Origin of the sequence: Candidatus Pelagibacter sp. HIMB123, from assembly GCF_052048195.1 — a bacterium.
Lineage (GTDB): Bacteria > Pseudomonadota > Alphaproteobacteria > Pelagibacterales > Pelagibacteraceae > Pelagibacter.
Genome location: NZ_JBNAIL010000012.1, coordinates 1 through 22,490 on the forward strand (window position 1 = coordinate 1; position 22,490 = coordinate 22,490).

The following is a 22,490-nucleotide window of genomic DNA, read 5'->3' on the forward strand; positions in this document are numbered from 1 at the left end:
GGATTATTTTTTCCCTACGAGCATATATATGTTTATGCAACAAATTATGATTTAGGTTTATCGATAATCATATTTATCATTTTTTTAATATACACAATATTAGCATTTTATTTATTTTTAAAAAAAAAGGATCCTATCTTATTAATTAGTGTTTTTTGGATTATCGCAAGTTTAACTTTACCTGTTATGTTTGGGATGATTGAAAAAGGTTTTCCTTTAATCTCAAATTTAGCTGAAAGATATCAGTACTCATCAGTTGTATCAGTATCATTATTATTAGCATGGATGTTCAGTAAATTTTTTAATCATCTTTATAAAAAAACCTTAATCTTAAGTTTTTATGGGTTAATCTTAATATCTTCAGTATTTATTCTGCACGATAGAAGTAAAGTTTATATCAATAACACTGAGTTTATGACTTTAACAGATGAAAATAGTCCTAAAAATGTTTTTAGATATTCGTTTGGAGTAGAAATGAGAGATGCCATTTTGAAAAATGATATGACAACTTATAGATTTAATTTGTATCAAATGTATCAATTAGATACATCGTTTGATGAAGCCATATTGGAATTTCTAAGATACTACATTTATGAAAAAAACGAAAAAGGCATCAAATATTTTGAAGAGGAGTTTGAAAAAAATTTCAAAGATAGTCCACCAGCAAGGTTTAAATTAGCAAGATTCTATACATTGTATGAAGATTATAATAAGGCTGAAGATCAAATAAAAAAAATCTTTGAAAAATACGAAGAAATAAGATCTCAATTAGATACACCTTCAAGAAGAGTGACATTTTTAGATCCTCCTATAGATGATTTATACTTTGAACTAGGAAAAATAAGTTTTTATCGAGAAGATTATGAGAAAGCTTTAGAAAATTTTAAAACAGCAAATGTAATTAATCCTCTACATGCAACCGCTTTATATAATGCAGCAATTACCTTGAAAAAACTTGGATTAAATGAGGAAGCCACTAAATTTTTTACAGACGCTATCAAAATAAATCCCTTTTTAAGAGAAACAACTTCTAACCTAATTGCTGAAACAAATTAAATGAGACATAAAATAAGTGTAGTTATACCTGCTCTTAATGAGGAAAAAAACATCAAACCTTTAACATTAAAAATTATAAAAGTTTTAAAAAAAAATAAATTTGAGATTATTTTCGTTGATGATAGCTCGACAGATCAAAGTAAAAAAATATTATTAGCTTTATCTAAAAAATATAAATTTTTTAAACCAATCTTCAGAAAAAAAAGTAGAGATCTAACCCAATCCTGCTTTGATGGAATAAAAAAATCAAAATATCAAAATATTTTAATTTTAGATGCAGATTTACAACATGATCCAAAATATATTCCAAAAATGTTTAAGGAATTTAACAAAGGTAAAGATATTGTCATTGGAGCAAGAAAATTAACATCTGGAAAAAACAAAGGTTTATCTGAAACAAGAAGATTTGCATCAGTATTTCTAATATTTTTATTTAAAGTTTTTTATATTCAAACAAAAGATCCAATGAGTGGTTTTTTTCTATTTAAAAAAGATATTTATTTAAAAAATGAAAACAGATTTTTTGGAAAGGGATTTAAAATTTTAGCTGATTTATTAATTAACTCAAAAGCAAAATTAAAGACTAAAGATGTCTTTATAGATTTTAATAGACGCTATGAAAGTGAAAGTAAAATGAATATCAAAATTTTGTTAATATTAATTCAATTTTATGTAACTAGTTTAATAAAGAAATTATTAACCTAATAATTTTTTCGCAATCTCGTCAATCATAGTTTCATTATGTTTTATCCAATCTCTAGATTTTTTTGAAATTGTATTTTTAACATATTTCTTTGCATCCACTAAATTTGAAAATTTTTTGATTGGTTTTTTAAATTCTTTATTCAAATCTGTTGAACCAATTTTATCTAAAATACTTTTTATTTCATACTCAGATAATTGCTCTTTTAGCAGATTAAATTGTTTATCCATTTCTTTTTGAATATTTGGGAAAAATTCTTTTTTTATTTCTTCTGAAATTAATTCTGGATTAAAAGATTTCTGATCTTGCACTGGAGATTTGGCCTCCATGTTTTTTTGTAATATTGAATGACTATGTTGCAACTCAGATGAATGATACATTTGCAACATTCTCATATTCTGCATGTCCATAATTTTTGACATTTGATCAAATTTATCTTGAAGCTTTTCAGACTCACTTTTATTTTTTTGTTTTTCTTCAATTTTATTAAATAATTCTGGCTCTATATTTTGTACTTTTTGGTTCAATTCTTCAATTTTTTGAGTGGCTTCGTTTCTATAAGTTGAAATATTGTTTAAAGTCTCATCAATTTTATTATTTAAACTATTTAAAGAATTTTCGATTTTTAAATTGTAATCTTTCAAATCATTTATTCTATCTTCAAAACGTTTTTCTAAATGTAAACTTTCATTAAGTTTTTGAGGATCGTTTAATTGTCTAACACTATCATCAATTTTAGTTGAAATAGAATTAATATTATTTTGAATATCATCAAACTGATTATTTAAATGAACAATTTGGTCCTCTAAATTTGCAAAATTTTTATTTGCTTCATCTTCATATTTTTCAAACTCTTGGTGGTAACTTTCGTTAATATTATTAAGTTTATTTTCAATACTTTCTTCTGATCTGGTAAGTGCTTCAGTTAGTTTTATATCTAGTTCATCATTAAATTTTTCAGAGAATAAGTTTTTCTGATTTAATAACTCATCCAATTTTTCTGTAAGTTCAGAACTACTTAAATCTAAATCATTTATTTTTGCATTTAACATCTCCAACTGTTCGTTGGAGAATATTTGAGTACTTTTTGCCTCTTCTTTAATAAGATCATCATTTGCAGATTTTTCATAACCGGCTTCTTGAGCATTCACAACAGTTTCTGCAACTTCATCAGTTAGATTAATGATATCATCTACTTCTTCAATTAAATCTATTATCTTTTGATTATTAATGTCAGCAACTTCGTCTTTGAGTTCAATAATATTTTCGTCAAAATTTCCAAAATTAGATAGATCATTATTAGCTTCATCTATTTCGCTCAAATTTTGATCAACAATTTCATTATTAAGAAAAATAATTTTTTCACTTTTATTACTTCTTGGAGTTGATTTTAGTTTTGCAGTTGTGTCTTGAGACGATGAAACTACAACAGTTTTATCTGTTCCTGTTGATGACATCTTTGCTTCCATGCCATCCTTAAGATCAATTACTTGATCGTTGAAAATTTCCTTGAGTTTTTGCACATAAAGTTGTCTTGATAATTTAAGTTTTTTATCTTTTAGTAACTCAAGCCTAATTTCATCAAGAGTTTTTTTGATGTAAATTGGAGTATTTTTCATATATTAAATTTATACATGCGAATCATTTACACTTTATCAAATCTATAAATGATAGTAAAAATTTATAATGTTTGGATTAGGAAAAAATAAATCAAAAACAGTCGAAGACGAATCTATTAAAGATAAATCAAAATTTGTTGTCGTAGGTTTTACTGTAATGATTTTTGCTTTTTTTGCATTTTTAATAGGTGAAATTTACACTTCAATTCAACTTTCCAAGCAAAGCAAACTTTTAGCAAATGCAGGAGGTATCCAGGAACAATCTGACAAAATTGTTATTGAAATGGCCAAAGTTGGCAAAGATGTTAACAAAAGTGAATACGAGTACATTAAAGAAATAATGATGTTTATGTCTCCAACTGAATTTCAAAATTTCAAAAATTCTATTTCAGGTATTGCAAATGAATTTAATGTTCAAATTAATAGTTTAAATGAAAGTCAAGCTGACCAATTAGGTGAAATATATTCAATAAATTATATTGAGTATCAGTTCTTAAGTACTTTTCAAAACCTAACTTATTTAAAAAATAAAATTGCAGAGAGTGAATTTAAAATAAATATTATTGAAGAAAATATTTCTAGAGAAAATGCTAATTCTGATAAAGTTTTGGCTAATGGAAAAATTGGAGTTTATGTTTTTCCTGGTAAAGAAAAATTATTAAAAGATAAGTCGAAAATAATTGAAATATTTAAAGCTGAAGAAGAGAAATTAGCTGAAAAAGAAAACAAAGAAACTAAAAATTAAAAAAATCTCTCTAGTTTAGTCCTAAAGGTCCTTTGATATATTCATACATAGGAATTAAAAATTCTAAATACCTTTCCATAAATGGAAATGCCATCCCAACCTGATCTCTAAAAGGAACTATTAAAATAGAAAAAACAATCAACAACAGCAAAAGTAGATAAGTGAGCAATCTAGCTCTCCTTCCGTCATTTATCTTTTGGTCTGGTTGTTCTTGCTGTTCTTTTTCTAAAGATTTTTTTGCCTCTTTAATTCTATCCTTTTTAATTAATTTTTGAAAAAAATTTAAATTTTTATCTCTATCAACTTTGTATTCATCTAAATTTTTATCCATCTCTTGTTTTGATGGAAGTTCATTTTGATCTTCATCTGTAAATATTTTAAAGTTTGAAATACTCTCTGGGTTTTCTTTTTTTATTTCATCAAAGTTTTCATTTCCAACTTCCTCTTCAGACGATTTATCTTCAGGAGTGGATAATAAATCTTCTGGGTCTTGTAAATTGGATGTTTGATTTACACTTTCAGTTTCTTGTACTTCAGATTGAGTTGTTGCAGCGAAATCATCAATTTCTTTGTTTTCTCCAATATCATTTTCATTTTCTATTAAAGAATTTTGTTCTTCATCAACAGTAGTGTTTTGATTGATTGGATTGTTTCCTTGATCAGGATGATAAAACCATACCTCAGAACAAGAACCACATCTAACTTTTGATCCCTGTTCTGGCATAATTCCATCAGCTAACTTAAATTTTTTTTTTCCACAAATACAGTCGATAATCATATGTTGTAATTCAAAATTAATAATATAAAAAAACACATATGTCTATCGAACAAAAAATTAATGGAAATATAGGAAAATTGTTTGTCGCTGGTGAAGTTGATTTAGATAGTTCACCCGAATTAAGAGATAATATAAAAGATTTAATTGATAATGTTAAGACAATTGAAGTTCAGCTATCAAAGGTCAACTACATAGACTCTTCAGGTATAGCTGCATTAGTTGAAGGTATGCAACTTTCAAAAAGTAAATCTAAAGAATTTTTTCTAACTGATGTGAGTAATGAAGTCATGAAAGTTATTAAATTAGCACACTTAGACAAAATTTTTAAAATTAAAAATGTAACTGGCACAAATGCAGCTGAAGTAAGTTCAGAGCCCGAAACAGTTCAAGAGCCTGAACCACAAGCAAGTGAAAACGTGGATCTTGCTCCAAACGAAGAAACTCAGCAACAATCTGAGAGTGAAGAAACAGAAAACAAAGAAACTGAAGAAACAAACCCTAGCATCAAAAGAGATGATGACGATGGAGATAAAATAAAATTTAAAAGGTAAGTGCTTACCCTTTCTCTGTTTATTATTGGATCAATCTTTGGTAGTTTTTATAATGTCTGTATATATAGACTTCCTAATGATTTAAATGTTATTACAAAACGATCATTTTGTACAACTTGTAAATATAAAATACCTTTTTATTTCAATGTTCCAATCATCTCATACATTGCTAATCTTGGTAAATGTAAAAATTGCAAAAGTAAAATAAGTTTAAGTTATCTTATAGTAGAGATTTTAACGGCAAGCTTATTCGTCTATGCTTATAATTTACACGGAATTAGTTTTAAAACTTTAGCTTATATTATTTTTTATTCAGGATTATTAATAATTTTTTTTACTGATTTAAAATATTATTTAATTTTAGATAAAATCACAATTCCACTTTCTGTTCTTGGGTTAGTCTTTACTTTTTTCAAGTTTAATCCTTTTGATGTGAGTATATTAAGCTCTATCATCGGTGGAATAATTGGTTATTTAATTATTTATATTATTAGATTTTTATTCTTTAAAATTAGAAAAGTTGAAGGTATGGGGCTTGGAGATGCAAAATTATTTTTAATGGTTGGTATTTGGCTTGGAATAAAATCAATTTATTTAATTTTAGCAAGTTCAGCAATTACTGGGGCTATTGTTGGTATAATTATTATTTATGTTTACAAAAAAGATAAAGATTTTCAAATTCCATACGGGTGTTTTATTGTCATAGCTTCAGCACTCTATCCATATCTAGGATCAGTCTTTTATAATGTGATTTAAAGATATATTGTTAGATAACTGATTCGTTTAAAAATGAATAAATCTCTTGTTGCTCAAAATATAAAAAAAAATTATCAATTATTAGACAAAAGACAATACGGTCTTGCAGAACAGAATGCATGTAATTTATTAAAACATGATCCTAACAATCATGAAATTTATAATTTAATAGGAGATATTCATTATAAACAAAACAATTTTGATAAATCTATTTGGTATTATCTTTCTTCACTAGATAGAAACTTTGATCGTAAAGCTCTTAATAGATTAGGTACAAATATTTTTTTATTAAATAATAACTCTGCTGCTGAGAAAGTTTTAACAAACCTTTTGGCCCACGACCCTACTTATGTTGATGGTTACTTAAGTTTAGGTCTGGTATATGAACAAAGTAAAAACTTAGAAAAAGCGGTAGAATGTTATAGGGCTGTTATTAAAATAGATCCTAAAGAAATAAAGGCTTACTTAAGTCTTGCAACTTTATACAAACAAGATCAAAAATATGATGAAGCAATAAAAGTTTATCAACAAGGTCTTATAAATAATCCAAGCAATCATTTCATTTTAAGTAACCTTGGTAATTTATTCTATCTTCAGCATAAGTACGAAGATGCAGTAATCTGTCATCAAAGAGCAATTAAGGCTAAACCAGATTCACATGTTGTACATTTTAATTTTGCAAATACTTTACTAAATGCTGGAAAATATTCTGAAGCAATTGAAATGTATAGAAAAACAATAGAACTTAATCAAAACTTTAATAAATCAAAAATTAATTTAGGAACTACTCTTTTATCAATGTCAGATTTTGAAGAAGGTTTTAAAGAATATCATCATAGGATATATGAAGACAAAAATTTTAAATCAGTACTTGATAAAAAAAAATTAATTTGGAATGGTCAAAATATTGAGAATAAAAAAATTCTTATTATTGCTGAAAATGGATTAGGTAATACTTTACAATTTTCAAGATACCTTGAAACATTAAGCCAGCTAAATTGTAAAATTATATTCCAGTGCCAAGAAGAACTGCATCATTTCTTTGAGGATATGGTTTTTATAGATGAAATTGTTTCTAGTGAAAGTGAATATGATGATTATGATTATTGGATACCATTACAAAATTTAATCTATTTACTTACACCAGATCTTAATAGTAATTGTCCTTTTCCATCATCTCTAAAAATAAATGATAATAAACTTCTAGAATGGGAAACACTGATAGAAGTAAATGATAATGTGAAAATTGGTTTAAATTGGCAAGGTAGCAGTTTAAATCCTAGAGTTGCTAATAATTCTGTTTCTTTAAATAATTTTAAAAGCATTGTCAAAAATCCATTAGCTACATTCATAAATTTGCAAAAAGGTAATGCTGTTTCAGAAATAGAGAAATTTAAGTTGGAGGAACATATTGTAAATTATGATTTACTTATGGATACAGGATCAAAAAAATTTGTAGATACAGCTGCAATTATAAAATATTTAGATCTAGTTATAACAACTGATACCTCAATTGCTCACCTGGCTGGAACACTTGGTACTCAAACTTGGTTATTACTTCCAAAAGTTTCTGATTGGAGATGGTTAAATTCTAAAGATGAAACTATTTGGTATGACAATTTTAGAATTTATCGCCAAAAGATTCAGGGAGACTGGACAGATGTATTTTCAAGGGTCGAGAAAGATTGCCAAGAGCTAATTAAAAATATCAGTGATTTAAGAAAATCTTAATTTAATTTTTTCCAAAAACTTTTATCTATTTCTTTAGAAATTCCTTTAAGTCTTGAAATCATTAATTTTGATTTCTTCAATAATATTTCATCTTTAGCAATGGCTTTTTTAAATTCTTTGTGCTGAGCTATCATAAACGCAAATAATTCTGCTTTATCTTCTGCAGAATTATTTCTAGCATAACTTGAAATAAAACCTTCAACAGATGTATCAATTCCAATACCCCCTGTTATCAAATCATTAGAATAATCCACTTTGTTTATTTTTTCCCAAGTTTCATCTAATTGCATAATAGATAACTTAGAGTCGATTATGTGATAAAATTCGTGATGGAACAAAATTCTAATATATTTTTTTTTAGCTTTTAAATTTTTAATTTTATTAACAGCTGATAAATTCAAATAAAAAACTCCAGGTGATTGATCGACATGTCCTGGTGCCAATCCACCTGGTTCAAATCCTAATGATTTGTCAGTTATTTTTTCACAAATCATTACATATTTTAGTCCTGAATTTTGTAAGAAAGATACTGGATAAACATTTATTTCTTTCACAAGAATATTAATAACATCTTTATAATTTGACTTCGTTTGACCACAAAAAAAATCATTTTTATTTTTAAAGTTTTCAGTACTAATTAAGATATCTATCCCTTTTGAAGAAAATTTTTTTTTTGATTTAATATGTTCACCCAAAACTTTTAAACTTAATTTTGAATTAATATATTTTGCGTATCTATTGTATTTAGGGTTTTTCTTGAGTGTTCTAAATCGCACTAAACATTCAATCTCACCATCGCTTTTACAATTTTTTAGAGCTTTCTGATCTAATTCGTATTGAGATAAAGTCCCCCAGCTAGTGTATAATCTTCCAGAAACAGCTTCGACTATGCTTCCCTTAAATTTTTTATTTGTTTTTCTATTCTCTTTTATCGTGGATATATATTTTTTTACAAATTCTGTTCTTTCCTTATAAGCTTGTCTTGCCTCAGCAGTAATATTACCAGCGTATAATTGACTATGAACGAATACAGTTAGTATGAGAATAACAAAAATTCTCATTAAACATTTTTGAAAAATTTAATACTAAAACTAGATGATATATCTCTAAATTGTTCGTTATAACAAGAAGCAAAGATTTCAATACTATTTTTTTGAGGAGCATCAGTTAATACAAAATTTAATGAATTATCTTTAGGTTCTTTCTCGATTAAATCATAACTATTAAAATAATCTTTCCATAAAGAAATTTTTTCTTTACACTTATTTAAGTCGCCTTGTCTTTTATTATTAAATGCAATTATTGAATAAACTTGATTTTGAGAATTTGTGTAAAAGTAATAATTGTTAAAATGATTAGATAATTTATTTGGCTCTACTTTGTAACATTTTCCCTCAGCGAGATTGTTTTCGCACTCACCAATTATATTTAATTGATCCCTGTTAAGTTCAGCTAAAAAAAACTGGTTGAATATTTTCTCTAGCCTATTTTTAGGAAGCACAACTTCTGTATTTTTTGGTTTTAATAATTCAATAATATTTGAGACATCCAGACCCTCTTTTTCAGTAGGTTTTTCATCAAACATTTCCTCTGGCTTTTTCAGTTCTTCTCCAGGTAAATCTCCAGACTCGCCCGAATACAAAAAAGAAGATGAATAAAATAAAATTAAAAGTGTTTGAATTATTAGTTTCATTTAAATAAAAATATCATAAATTAATTTTTAACTATAATTCAATAGAAATCAATGAGTGAAGATCTCGAAAAAAACCTGAACGAAATTAATAGATTGCCTGGATTAAAAAAAGTAAAGGAAGAAGTTAAAAACTTATTGGCTTTTCTTCAAAATTCTAAGGATAGAAAAGAACAGGGTTTAGGTGATGCAATGCCACTTACCTACCACTTAATTTTTTCTGGCAATCCAGGAACGGGAAAAACTACAGTAGCTAGACTTTTGTCTAATATTTACAGGGATCTTGGCATTATTGCTGGAGGAAAACTTATAGAAGTAACCAGAGGTGATCTGGTTGTGGCGGAAAAAGGTAAAACTGCAGAAAGAGCAGCAGAAAAGTTTAATCAAGCAATTGACAACGTATTATTTATTGATGAAGCATACACTTTGATAAACAAAGATGACCCCAATGATAATGGTCAAGAAGCAATTGATGAATTACTGAAATTTATGGAAGATTATAGGGATAGATTAATAGTGATTGTAGCTGGATACGAAAAAAATATGAAAAAATTCATATCATCAAATGCGGGTCTTGCATCACGTTTTAAGAGAAATATAATTTTTGAAAATTACAATGATTTAGAATTATACCAGATCTTCTACAAACTCTGTCGAGATAATAAATATATGATTGCAAATGATGCAAGTACTTCAATTAAAAACGCGTGTAATAAAATTATAGAAATAACTGGTGACCGGTATTCTAATGCAAGGGATTTAAGAAGGTTTTTTGAAAATTGTATTCAAATTCAATCTGTAAGGTTGAATAAGAAAGAAAATAAAACAAAATTAGATCTAATGATGATAAAAAAAGAAGATATTGAAAATACTATCAATAATTTTTCTTAAGTTATAATTCTCGATTTATATCGATAAGTAATAAATCTTCTAATAATTTCATAAAATAGAATGATTAATGCTATGAAAGTTACAATTGGAATGTAACTTAAAATTTTAAGATATCTTGAATATAAAATCTCAATAGCAGATCTTTCGTCCATTTGAATATCGTGCAACCTATTTGCAATTAAATGTATTTTTGGATCTTTTAATTGAGAACATTTATCCAATATTTGATATAATTGTAATTTATCATAATAATTAATTAATCTTTTTAGATTTTTTTCTACTGCATAACAATTTGCAAACAAATTATTATAAACGTCATCTAAAGTTAGATCTCTTTTAGATGACTTTTTCATTTCATTTTTTAAGCTAATATAAATTTCCTCAACTTCCTCTTTTGTTGGATTTTCTTTTAAAACTATTTCAATTTTTCTCTCAAAATTTTTAATTTTTTCTTTAACATCTTTTTTAATATCATTGTTTAAAGTTTGATCTGGAAAAGTTGCAATAATTGTTTCATCCTTTCCTATTTCATTATCACTCGATACAACTTCATTATTCTGTTCTAAATCTTTATCAGATTTCATAGGAGGATCTTTCTTTAAAACCACTTTAGTTTGTTCCTCATTATCATTTTGATCCTGATCAGATTTTACTGGGATATCTTTTTTTGCAATCACGCTTGGTATTCTACCTTTTGCAAATTCACCAAAGAATTTTCTAAATGTAATTGAAAAAATATTAGAGCTGATGTCTTCTTTTGTATTTTCTAACAAAAATGCATTAGCCATTAGGCTTGTGTTATTTTCTTTATTAAGAAAATTATACCCTACCCCTAAAGAGTAATAGTCTTCTTTATCTCTTGGTAAATCATGGTTAAAAGTAGAGCCAGATGCAAATCTTGCCTTATTTTCTGTTCCATCAATAAAATAATCTCTAGACATAAATGCTGCTAATTCCAATTGGCTTAATTTATCATCTTTCTCTGAAAAGTTTTTTGATACTGAAATTCCAACCTCCGGTTTGATGATAAAAAGATCTTCATTATCAACTGACAATGCTAAATCACCACCTGTTTCTTTTGTATCTCCCTTAAAAATATAGCTATAATTTATTTTAGCAGATGGAGATATTTTATAACCATTAAAATCATACTTTGCTATATGCTGAGCTTCTAAATTTAAACCAACATCATAAAAGTCAGATTTATACTTATCATCTACTGAAGTTCCAAATACAGATACATTTCTATTGCTGTTAGTCTTAGATACAAAAGCGCTACCTAATAAATTAAATGCATAATCTTCATCATCTATTTGCTTAAACATTGAGGCATGCATTGAATAAATTTCAGCATCTCCATAACTATCATTATAGGTTGTATCAGTTTTTGAAATTCCAATTGAATAACCATCAAAATTTATATCGTCTTTTTTAAATTGTTCTCCAAATAATATTCCTGTCGTATCAGAATTATATCCAGTGTAACCTTCACCAATATTATCTCTTTTAGTGTTTGTTCCAAAAGTTCTCAAAAATGAAGCACTATCATCTGACTCGAACCTTTCAAAAAATGATTTATTTTTATTATTTTTTATAAAACCTAAAACTGATGCATCACTATAATCGTAGTATTCACTGTATCTTTTTTTGTCTCCATATAAACCTTGGTCTTGTAATGATGCTAAAGTGAGCTCATTAGTTGTTGAGGTAAAATTTGATACAAAAGTTGTATTTGAAAGAGAAGTTGTACTTGCTACAGCTCTATTAAAATAATTGTGATTAGTATTTGATTGAATAGATGATGTTGCAATAACAGTTCCTTTTAATTTATCTAATTCTGTATTTACTGAAGAAACTGTTGCGCTATCCAAAACATCTTTTACGTCTTTTAATGTTCCGCTAGTTGCATTGTCAAAAACTTTTGCAATGTCTTTTGATGATGAAACTGTTGTTGTGCAGTTTATGTTACATGTGCTAGCTGCTTCAGTAATTTGTAAAGAAACAGTTTTTGCCGAAGTATCATAGACAATATCCCATGTAGCATCATTAAGATTACTCTCGTTATTCATTGTCTCTGTTGAAAAAGTTCCATTAAATGTTCCACCGCCAGAAGCATCTACAATTGTATGTGTCACATCTGAGTAAGTGGTATCTTCAGGGTATAAAGAAATAGTTCCAGCAAGTTCAGTATTTCCATTAATTACAATCTTGTCTGCTGTTGTTGAATTAAATTCTATGTTTGTAGTATCGTCTGCAGATAGCGTTAAGTTACCAGTTATAGTAAGAGTACCTATGCTATTTCCAGGTGCTAAAGTACCTGCGGTAGATGAAAATGTAACATTACGCCCTATAACACCACCTCCACTTAATGTACCTCCCTCTACACTAATATCTCTTGGAATAATGGTATTTGATCCATCACTTGCTGTTCCTACATATAGAGTGCCTGCGGTTAATGTTGTATCTCCGGTGAAAGTATTTGTTCCTGTTAAAGTTAAATCACCTGAACCAGATTTATTTAAATCTCCTGAACCAGATAATGTTCCGGATAAAGTTTGATTATTTGAAGAACTAAAAGTTAGTGTGCCAGAATTTGATATGTTACCAGCGTACGATCCACTGTTTAATTGTCCGCTTATATCAATTGTACCAGCTGAAATAGTTGTATTTCCTGAATAAGTATTTGTTCCACTTAAAGTAAGAGTTCCAGAACCAGCTTTTGTTAATCCACCAGATCCTGATATTACACCAGAAACAGTTTTATTGTTTGTGTCACCAGCAGTTAGAACTTGTGAACTTGCTATTTCAATATTTCCAGCTCCCTCAATTGAAGCTACAGTGTCACTTGCATCAACATCATATACTGCACCAGAAGCAACGGAAATAGCGGTACTATCTGATAAAGTCCCTGAAACAGTTAAAGTTCCTGAATTAATATTTGTATTACCTGTATAAGTATTTGTTCCACTTAAAGTATAAGTGCTTGATCCAGCTTTAGTAAAACCACCTGAACCGCTTATCACACCTGATAAAGTTTTATCATTACTATCTCCAGCCGTAAGTGTTTGAGAACTCGCGATTTCAATGTTTCCAGCACCACTTACAGATGCAATAGTATCACTCGCATCTACGTCATAAACCGCACCAGAAGCAATAGAAACAGCGGTACTATCTGATAAAGTTCCTGAAACAGTTAAAGTTCCAGCATTTATAGTTGTTGGGCCAGAAAATGTGTTATTGCCACTTAAAGTTTGAGTTCCTGAGCCAGCTTTAGTCAATCCACCAGAGCCTGATATTACACCAGATAAAGTTTTATTATTTCCATCACCAAAAGTTAAAGTTTGTGAGCTAGCAATTTCAATGTTACCCGCACCATTAATCGAAGCTACCGTATCACTTGCATCTACGTCATATACAGCACCAGAAGCAACAGAAACAGCAGTACTATCTGACAATGATCCTGTAACAGTTAGAGTTCCAGCACTAATTGTCGTAGCGCCTGTATATGTATTTGCTCCACTTAAAGTTAAGGTACCATCACCAGTTTTTGTCAAAGTACCGTTGTTACTAATTACACCACCATAAGTTAATGTAGTTGATGCATCAGTATTAATTGTTCCTCCACTACCAGTAACAATTATTCCTTTATTTGAACCTATTGAAAAAGAGTTTGTAGTTTGAAGTGTTCCATTATTTAAAACTATGTTGTTATTTGTTACAGTTCCAGGTGTTGCTCCTAAACTAGATGAGTTTGAAGCAACTACAGTTCCGCCTTCAATTGTTGTTTGACCGCTATAAGTATTTGTTCCTGTAAGTGTAAGTGTTCCTGAACCAGTTTTAGCTAAAATCCCCGTACCTGAAATTGTTCCAGCTAGAGTTTGGTTGGATGATGAATTGATTTTCAATTGATCAGAGTTAGAAATTGCTCCATCATAATTCCCACTTTCTAATTGTCCTTGTATATCAAGAATACCAGCTGAAATTGTAGTATTTCCTGTATAAGTATTTGTTCCACTTAATGTAAGAGTTCCAGATCCTGCTTTAGTTAAATTTCCTCCTCCTGAAATAACACCTGATAAAGTTTTATTATTTCCGTCTCCAGCTGTTAATGTTTGCCCAGATGCTATATCAATGTTACCTGCTCCTTCGATTGACGCAACTGTATCAGTTGAATCCACATCATAAGTTGCACCTGATGCTACACTAACTGCAGTATTATCAGACAAAGCTCCTGTTACTTTAAAAGTCCCAGAATTAATGGTTGTTGCTCCAGTATATGTGTTATTTCCACTTAATGTTCTTGTACCATCTCCTGATTTAGTAAGACCACCAGAGCCTTGGATTATGCCGCTGAATGAGGAGGTTAAAGAAGAATTAGTAGTTAATGTTGTAGAACTAGCTATATCAACAGTTCCTGCACCACTAAAATAACTAATTGTATCACTTGAGTTTACATCGTAAGTTGCACCGCTATCTACTTGAACGTAACTACTATCACTTAACGAGCCTGAGACAGTTAAAGTTCCACCTTTTACAGTTGAAGAAGAGTGTGAATTTGTACCACTTAAAACTAAAACTCCATTTCCTGATTTACTTAGAGCTCCACTACTTATATTTCCTGAAATAGTCGAAGTTACACCAGTAGCAGTATTAAATGTTTGATTTTGTGAACCTAAATTTAAACTTCCTGAAATTGTATTATTACTTTCAGAGGTTATGGTCCATTTATCATTTATGATTGAAACTGGGCCTGATAAAGTTAATGTTCCATTGTTTGTCGAGTTACCTAAAGTAGTATTTGCTCTAATTACAATGTTATCACTTACTTCTCTTGCAGATGTATTATTAGAGCTTAATGTCCCACCATCTATATAAATAATGTTTCCACCAAAAGCATTATCACTACCTACTTCAATTGTACCTGCAGATAAAACCCAGTCTGCACTATGACCGCTATTATCTCCATTAAGCTCTATTGCACCTGCACCTGCTTTTGTAAGGTCAACTCCTCCACTCAGAGAACCATTAATTGTAAATGTAAATCCATTTAAGACATTGTAAGTTCTTTCCCCAACACCAAAAGTATCCGTGTCAAGATCACTATTAACTGTATCATTTTTAGAAATAGTAACTATGTCAGCAAGAGATTGTTTAATAAGAAAAAATATAATTAAGAAAAAAAATAAAAAAAATTTTTTTGCAAATTGAATATTTTTATTAAATTCCAGCAACATATAATTTTTGTAATGTATTGATCCTTTTGAGTTATTTGGATACAACCAATGATATATAATATTAGTTATATATACAATTTGATTAAATATAAAAAAATTCTATAAATGCGATTATGAGTAATCAAGAGTTCTTAAACCCTAAGTTTTTAAAGTATTTTATAACTGTTGCAGATACTGGAAGTATTTTATCTGCAAGTTCGAGTTTAAATGTTGCTCAACCTTCAATTACTAGATCCGTACAAATTATTGAAAATAGTTTGGGAAAAAAATTATTTATCAGAACTAAAAAAGGAGTCACTCTAACTAAAGAAGGTGAAATTTTTTACATGAATGCAAAATCAATTTTAGCGTTCAATGATAAAGTTATAGAAAATATAAAATCTATAGAATTTGATGATAAAAGTATAAATAATGATCAAATTACTTTTGGTATTCCAAGTACCCTTACCTATTCCCATAAACAAAATATACTTTGGTTGATTAAAAAAAATAATCCTAAAGTAAGAATAAAAGTTATTGAGAGTGATAGTTTTGAAATGATTAATCTAGTTGAAAAAAATAAAATTGATTTTGCGATAAGTTGTATCAAATTTTCAAATGACAATATTGATAAAGTCAATTTATATGAAGATCCGTTTTGTGTTGCTTATTATAAGGGACACCAATTTCAAGATATTAAAGAAGTAAGTATAGATATGGTTCGAAAAGAAAAAAATTATATCTTTAGAAATACTTGCGAATTTTTTTACTATGATTATTTAAAAAATAAAGGTTCCTTTCCAAACTTTAAAGAAATCCAAAAAAATATAAAAAAAAGAAAACAAGAAAATAGTGATAGAGATATTGTTTTTACTGATAGCGATACAACAGCAGCCTCATGTATTAAAAGTGGTTTGGGAGTTGCGATAATTCCTGAAAGTGTAGCAATTGATCATAAACTTTTATTTACCAGAATTAATAAACCTCAAATGAATAGGGATATTTTATTGATTCAAAATAAAAATAATAAGAAAAATATTAATACAACCAATGAAGCTTTAAAGAATGCTTTATGGTTATAACGACTGGAGATTAAAATATGAGATTATTACTAACTTTTATATTTATATTTGTATTTAATTTAAATTTTACTCATGCAGAACAAAGTGAAGAAAAAGTACCAACTGTTACTACAAAACAATTTAGAGATTGGACATTAAGATGTGTTAATGAAAATAAAGAACAAAAATGTGAAATTGTACAATTTTTACAAGTTAAAAATTTAAATCTACAATTTACGGTAGTGTATTCAGAATTTTTAAATAATAAAAATGAGTTAAAAGAATTAATTAATATAATTACTCCACTAGGTGTCAATGTTCAAAGACCTGCTTCGATCAAATTTCATAAAGGGACTGCTGTTAATTTACCTTTTATAAAATGTGAAGTTGTTGGATGTATAATATCAATTTCAAATGATACTACCGATCCTGCGATAGAGAGTCTTTTTAAACAAATTAAAGAAGCAATGAAAAAATCAATCTACTTTGAAATTTTAGTTGATGGATTTAGAGAAAAGCCATTTTTAATTAAATCTTCATTACAAGGTTTTGAAGATGCACTTACTGAATTTGAAAAACAAAAAAATTAAAAATTTGTGAAAAATTTAAAAAAATACCTTGGGCTTATTTTTCTAGCGCTGTTAGTGCTAATTAAAATCCAGGACAGTAATTTTGTTAAACGAATAGAGAATATCTCATATGATATTTACCAGTCTATTTTTGAGGAAAATAGCGATTTTAATGATGTTTTAATCGTTGATATTGACGAGAAAAGTATAGGTGAAGTAGGCCAATTTCCCTGGAGAAGAGACGTTTTTGCCAACCTTGTTGACAAATTAGAGAATTTGGAAGCATCAGTAATTTCTTTCGATATTTTTTTTAGTGAAGAAGACAAACAAAATCCTAGCAAAATATTAGGAGAACTTAATATTTCTAATGAAGGAGTATTAGACTCTGACCAATCCCTAATTACTGCAATTCAAAATTCAAATGTAATACTGCCAGTTTTAGGAGACATTTCTGTTTTTGATAAAATGAATAATTCTAAACCAAAAACAAACTTTATATCAAGAGGAGGTGATGCAGAAAACTACTTATATAATTTTAAAAATAAAATCACTTCACTTGAAGTTATAAATAATGCAGCAAAAGGTATAGGTAACATTTCATATCTTGATAATCAGGATGGTGTCTTGCGGTCATTACCAATTTTACTTAAAATCGATGGAGATATCTGGCCATCACTAAGTTTAGAAACATTAAGATTGTTGCATAAAAATAAAAGTATTTTAATTCAATCATCAGAAAGTGGAATAAAAACAATTAGAACTAAGAACTATAGTTTGAATACAGATCCAAACGCTATAGTGCATATCAACTATAAAAAATTTGGTAAAGATAAATACATTTCAGCTGTCGATATTTTAAATGACAAAATTAGTAAAAATATAATTAAAGATAAAATAATTTTAATTGGAAGCTCAGCACAAGGTTTATTTGATTTTGTTAAAATACCTAGTGGAAAAGTTATCCCTGGAGTTGAAACACATGCTCATGCAATTGAAAATATTATAAATAATGACTTTATAATTAAAAACTTAAAAACAGATATTATTGAAATAATTATATTATTAATTTCTTTGATCTTAGTATTAATAATTCCAAAAAAAGTTAATCCAAAACTAAGTATAGTTTTTTTTGTAGGCTTATGTGTATTTCTAATAACTTCTAGCTTAGTCTTTTACCAATTTAATTATTTTATAGATATATTTTATACTACTTTAGGCTCTGCATTTCTATTTTTAGTTACTCTGTATTTTAGATATCTCCAGGAAAATGAAATAGCTATTGAAAATGAAAAAAAACAAATAGTTTTAAAAAAAGAACGAGAAATCGCTGGTGAGGTACAAAAAAAATTATTTCCGAAAGAATTTGAACAAAAAAATATTCTTTACGCAAAGAATGTTCCAGCTCGAGATGTTTCTGGTGATTACTATGATTATATAAAAATATCTAAGAATGAATTTTATTTCACATTAGCAGATGTTTCTGGCAAAGGAGTTAAGGCTGGGATACTGATGGCAAATGCTGCAGCTGTTTTTAGATCGATGGCAAAACTTAATAAAGAGGTATCTACAATTGCAAGATACATTAATAATCAAGTTGCAGACTCATCTTATCAAGGAATGTTTATAACTGCAGTTGTAGGAAAATATAATATTAAAGAAAAAAAAATAGAATACATCAATCTTGGGCATGAACCAATTATGGTTTATGACGAAAATTTTAATTTTGAATATTACAAATCTACACTACCTCCACTTGGAATTATGGCTATGGACAATGACGATTTTTTTCAGACAAATGAAATAAGCTTAGAAAATAAAAATTTAGTTATTTATACTGATGGTGTTACAGAGGGATATTTAGAGAATAATCAAGAATTAGAGGCAAAAGGTGTAGAAAAGGAGATTATTAATAACAAATTTAAGTCGCCTGTATCAATTATTGAGCATTTAAGCGATATTTTAACCAAAAGAAAAGAACCATTAAGAGACGACATTACCTGTCTGATCATCTCTGGATTTTAAGAATTGTTATGAGAATACTGATCTTTCTTTTTTTTATATTTATTTCAATCACTAAGGCTCATGCAAATTTAGTTTTAAGTGAAGTTTTAAATAAACCAGAAGATCTTGAACAAGCATTTTTATTTGTTGATCAAGAAAAAGATAACAAAGTTAATGAGGCAATTTATGCGCTCGAAGTTTTAAAAAAAGTTTATCCAGAAAATTTAGAGATCAAAATAAAACTATTTTATCTTTATGAAAAAACTCAAAATGAGACAGAGTTAAAAAAAATATTAAATGAGTTAAAGGAATTTGAAAACGTTCCAAGTTATATTGCAAATAAAATAAATGAAATAATTGTTTCAGAAAACAAATCTGAGAAAGAAAATTTACAAATATCAAATGATAGTTCCAAAGGAATAAAATATTCTGAAATTCTTAATAATCCAACAGACCTTGAATTAAATTTAAGATTTGCAAAAGAACAGGAAAGTTTAGGAAATTATAAAACTGTTATTGCAACTTTGGAAAGACTATCAGATCTATACTCTGAAAATTTAGATTTAAAATTATATTTATTGTCAATATCGTTAAAAATAGATTCTAAAGAAAGAACAAAAGCAATTATTGATGAGATAAAACAAAGTGAAAAATTAACAGCTGACATCAGAGAGCAACTTAACTCATTAACCCAAACTTTAGAAAATCAGAAAAAACCAAGAGATGAAAACGACTGGATTAGATATGTAGATTTTGGTGTTAATCTTGCAGAAGAAAACAATGTTAATACTGTTTCAAATTCAAAAACATTATATATCAGCGATAGTTTAAGTAATTACGCTGCTGATACTATTTACGATGATTCTTATAGTGACATCTTTATAAGAACAGGTGCTTTTAAAAAACTATCTGATACTTCAAATTTAAGTTTAAGTTTAGGTAAAAACGTAACTAGACAAAATAGAGACAAGAATAAAGAAAATGATCTAGACTCTTTGTTTGTTAATTATAACAAACAATTTAATAAAAATTATACTTCAGCTTTCTTTTCAATGAACAACAATAATTTTGTTAATGATGCTGAAAATATAATTTACAATGTTACTCTTGAAAATAGATACATAACTAAACCAAACCAAAATCTTTTGGTATCTTCAAATATGGGTATTACAGATTATAGAACAGATACTACTTTTAGTTCTGCAGATAATAAAAATAATACTTATTATGGAATTGCAACAGGTTACGAGTATTTTTTTAGTAATACTAACAATATAAAATTTAAACTAGGTATAAATCAGTATAACGCTAAGCTAGACTCTTATGGATATGAAAATAACTTTTATACTATTTCAAATTCAGGAAAAATTGGATTTTTAAATTATACAATTTCTCATTCAAATAACTCAAATAAATATGATAAATCTGACACTTTCGTAAAAAGCGATACGGTCAGAGATGATGAGATTGTAACAAATAGTGTTACACTTTCTGGAAATTTAGAAGATCTAATAAAGAATAAGTATATAAAGAATGTTTTTTACAATCTTTCTTATTCTGATATAGAGTCGAGCTCAAATATCCTTAATTACGACTATGATAAGGAAATAATTAAATTTGGATTAACAAAAAGGATGATGTTTTGAAGAAAATATTGGCTCTAATTTTAACCCTATTTTTTATCAGCCATTCAGTTGCTGATGAGAAAATTGTAGGTGCAATTACATTATCGATTGGAAAAATTACCAATCAAAAAGGAGAAATATTAAAAGCTGGAGATAAAATTTTCTTTGGAGATGAAATTATTTCTGATGGAAAATCTAAATCTCAAATAATCTTTTTAGACGAGACGGTTCTTACAATCGGAGAAAAAACATCAATAACAATAGATGAATTTGTTTTTGATCCAAGTACATTAGATGGTAGCTTCTTAGCTACACTTAATGAAGGTAGTGTAAAAGTTTTAAGTGGATTAATTAATCAGAAGAACCCTGAAAAATTAGAAGTTAAGACTGCGGCTGGAACAATAGGTTCAAGAGGTACAGAGTTTCAAACAATTATAGATGAAGAAGATAATGCACAAGTATTGCTGATTGGTCCTGGGGAAGACAATACCTTAGGATTAAGGCCGGGTGCGGTAGAAGTTGCAAATGAACTTGGGAGTGTATTATTAGATACACCTTTTTCATTCACACAATTATCTTTAAATCAAATTCCAACACCTCCAGTTGAAATTACACAAGAACAATTACAACAATTCCAAAATTTTTTAGATGTTAAAGCAAACCTTGATGTTCAAGAAGTAGAGAGTGCAATTAAAGAAGGTTTATTTGATGATCAACAAATAAGTGGAAATGAAATAATAGGTGAAATAGTAACCACAGCCTTAAATTTAAGCGATGGTGGATTAACTTTTGACCAGATTGCAGAAGTACTTGGTGTTGATGTCGTCGATATTATTGGTGAAGAAGGTCAAGCTGAATTTGAAAACGAGTCAGCAGAAAACCAAATTGCGATGGCAAATGCTGAAGGTGGAGACGGTCTAGCATATATTTTACGTTATGGTGGTACCAATTTAGGAGAAACAAATTATGGAGATTTCCAAGGTATAACTTCGGGAACCTACACTTATACAGGTAATAATATTAATATGGCAGCAACTAAAGGAACTGGTTCTGGGACTTTTAGTGGTGTAACAACAGTTAACTTTGCATCTCAAACAATTAATAACACTTATTCAGGAACATTATCTTTAAATGGTAATCCAGATGTAGATTTTAGTTATTCTTTTACAACTGATTACTCAAGTGGATCTGCATCTACTTCAATGTGGGGAACTAATAATGGAATTTTTAGTATAAATAATTCAAACGGTACAACTGCGACAACTACTAAATCAGGTGAAGAGGGATTTATTCCAACTAACTTTGCTACTAATGCTTCAAGTTATTATGCTGATGCTGCAACGGATTTCTTTAACGTTCAAATGAATGGTTCTCCAAATCCATCAACTGGTTCTGTAGCAACAATTGCTTTAAATGTTTCTGATTATAATACAAATGGAACTGATACAGAAAATACTATAGATGGCCAAAGAACTGGTATTATGCCATCAAGAGATTAAAA

The 22,490-nt window shown here is 28.1% G+C and carries 17 protein-coding genes; 12 read left to right on the forward strand and 5 right to left on the reverse strand.

Annotated elements, in window-relative coordinates; all coding sequences use genetic code 11:
* Window positions 1-1,056: tetratricopeptide repeat protein (locus ACTTBL_RS03170; protein ID WP_440643583.1), on the forward strand; the 1,056-nt coding region annotated here is incomplete at its 5' end.
* A complete protein-coding gene (locus tag ACTTBL_RS03175; protein WP_440643584.1) occupies window positions 1,057-1,761 on the forward strand; it encodes a glycosyltransferase in 705 nt (234 codons plus the stop codon).
* Here ACTTBL_RS03175 and ACTTBL_RS03180 read toward each other — a convergent pair.
* Window positions 1,753-3,378 (reverse strand): hypothetical protein, encoded by a 1,626-nt coding sequence (locus ACTTBL_RS03180; RefSeq protein WP_440643585.1) that lies wholly within the window; start codon window positions 3,376-3,378, stop codon window positions 1,753-1,755. The two genes, ACTTBL_RS03175 and ACTTBL_RS03180, sit on opposite strands and share 9 nt — an antisense overlap.
* A gap of 67 nt (window positions 3,379-3,445) precedes the next feature.
* Here ACTTBL_RS03180 and ACTTBL_RS03185 point away from each other — a divergent pair, with 67 nt between their 5' ends.
* On the forward strand, window positions 3,446-4,123 hold the full coding sequence (locus ACTTBL_RS03185; protein WP_023854853.1) for a hypothetical protein: 678 nt from the start codon (window positions 3,446-3,448) through the stop codon (window positions 4,121-4,123).
* A gap of 10 nt (window positions 4,124-4,133) precedes the next feature.
* On the opposite strand, the gene ACTTBL_RS03190 is transcribed toward ACTTBL_RS03185, so the two are convergent.
* The gene (locus tag ACTTBL_RS03190; protein WP_440643586.1) at window positions 4,134-4,901 is read right to left on the reverse strand and encodes a hypothetical protein; all 768 of its coding nucleotides are present in this window, start codon (window positions 4,899-4,901) and stop codon (window positions 4,134-4,136) included.
* Between the two features lie 38 nt (window positions 4,902-4,939).
* Between ACTTBL_RS03190 and ACTTBL_RS03195 the strand changes: the two genes are divergently transcribed.
* From ACTTBL_RS03195 to ACTTBL_RS03205, 3 genes are read left to right on the forward strand one after another with little or no spacing between them, the layout of a single operon-like run.
* Entirely contained in the window at window positions 4,940-5,452 is a 513-nt protein-coding gene (locus ACTTBL_RS03195; RefSeq protein ID WP_440643587.1) for an STAS domain-containing protein, read from the forward strand.
* Window positions 5,453-6,208 carry a prepilin peptidase gene (locus ACTTBL_RS03200; RefSeq protein ID WP_440643588.1) on the forward strand — a complete coding sequence of 252 codons (756 nt, stop codon included), beginning with the start codon at window positions 5,453-5,455 and terminating at the stop codon, window positions 6,206-6,208. It begins immediately after the preceding gene.
* 33 nt (window positions 6,209-6,241) lie between these two features.
* Complete coding sequence (locus tag ACTTBL_RS03205) at window positions 6,242-7,939, forward strand: tetratricopeptide repeat protein (RefSeq protein WP_440643589.1); 1,698 nt, start codon at window positions 6,242-6,244, stop codon at window positions 7,937-7,939.
* Here ACTTBL_RS03205 and ACTTBL_RS03210 read toward each other — a convergent pair.
* Together ACTTBL_RS03210 and ACTTBL_RS03215 are read right to left on the reverse strand one after the other, a co-directional pair.
* On the reverse strand, window positions 7,936-9,000 hold the full coding sequence (locus ACTTBL_RS03210) for a putative zinc-binding metallopeptidase (RefSeq protein ID WP_440643590.1): 1,065 nt from the start codon (window positions 8,998-9,000) through the stop codon (window positions 7,936-7,938). The two genes, ACTTBL_RS03205 and ACTTBL_RS03210, sit on opposite strands and share 4 nt — an antisense overlap.
* Window positions 9,000-9,632: a hypothetical protein gene (locus ACTTBL_RS03215; protein WP_440643591.1), complete on the reverse strand. Its 633-nt coding sequence runs from the start codon at window positions 9,630-9,632 to the stop codon at window positions 9,000-9,002. Before ACTTBL_RS03215 ends, ACTTBL_RS03210 begins: the two co-directional genes overlap by 1 nt.
* 51 nt (window positions 9,633-9,683) lie before the next feature.
* Between ACTTBL_RS03215 and ACTTBL_RS03220 the strand changes: the two genes are divergently transcribed.
* Window positions 9,684-10,520, forward strand: a complete 837-nt coding sequence (locus ACTTBL_RS03220) for an AAA family ATPase (RefSeq protein ID WP_440643592.1) — start codon at window positions 9,684-9,686, stop codon at window positions 10,518-10,520.
* On the opposite strand, the gene ACTTBL_RS03225 is transcribed toward ACTTBL_RS03220, so the two are convergent.
* Window positions 10,517-15,754 carry an autotransporter-associated beta strand repeat-containing protein gene (locus tag ACTTBL_RS03225; RefSeq protein ID WP_440643593.1) on the reverse strand — a complete coding sequence of 1,746 codons (5,238 nt, stop codon included), beginning with the start codon at window positions 15,752-15,754 and terminating at the stop codon, window positions 10,517-10,519. The two genes, ACTTBL_RS03220 and ACTTBL_RS03225, sit on opposite strands and share 4 nt — an antisense overlap.
* A gap of 113 nt (window positions 15,755-15,867) precedes the next feature.
* On the opposite strand from ACTTBL_RS03225, the gene ACTTBL_RS03230 reads away from it, so the two are divergent.
* Genes ACTTBL_RS03230 through ACTTBL_RS03250 form a run of 5 tightly spaced genes read left to right on the forward strand, consistent with a single transcriptional unit; the run spans window position 15,868 to window position 22,488 of the window.
* Window positions 15,868-16,815 carry a LysR family transcriptional regulator gene (locus ACTTBL_RS03230; RefSeq protein WP_440643594.1) on the forward strand — a complete coding sequence of 316 codons (948 nt, stop codon included), beginning with the start codon at window positions 15,868-15,870 and terminating at the stop codon, window positions 16,813-16,815.
* 17 nt (window positions 16,816-16,832) lie between these two features.
* Complete coding sequence (locus tag ACTTBL_RS03235; RefSeq protein WP_440643595.1) at window positions 16,833-17,384, forward strand: invasion associated locus B family protein; 552 nt, start codon at window positions 16,833-16,835, stop codon at window positions 17,382-17,384.
* A 54-nt stretch (window positions 17,385-17,438) separates the two neighbouring features.
* Complete coding sequence (locus ACTTBL_RS03240; RefSeq protein WP_440643596.1) at window positions 17,439-19,385, forward strand: CHASE2 domain-containing protein; 1,947 nt, start codon at window positions 17,439-17,441, stop codon at window positions 19,383-19,385.
* An 8-nt stretch (window positions 19,386-19,393) separates the two neighbouring features.
* Window positions 19,394-21,010, forward strand: a complete 1,617-nt coding sequence (locus tag ACTTBL_RS03245) for a hypothetical protein (protein ID WP_440643597.1) — start codon at window positions 19,394-19,396, stop codon at window positions 21,008-21,010.
* Window positions 21,007-22,488 (forward strand): FecR domain-containing protein, encoded by a 1,482-nt coding sequence (locus ACTTBL_RS03250; RefSeq protein WP_440643598.1) that lies wholly within the window; start codon window positions 21,007-21,009, stop codon window positions 22,486-22,488. The genes ACTTBL_RS03245 and ACTTBL_RS03250 overlap by 4 nt, the downstream gene beginning before the upstream one ends.
* Window positions 22,489-22,490: the final 2 nt, after the last annotated feature.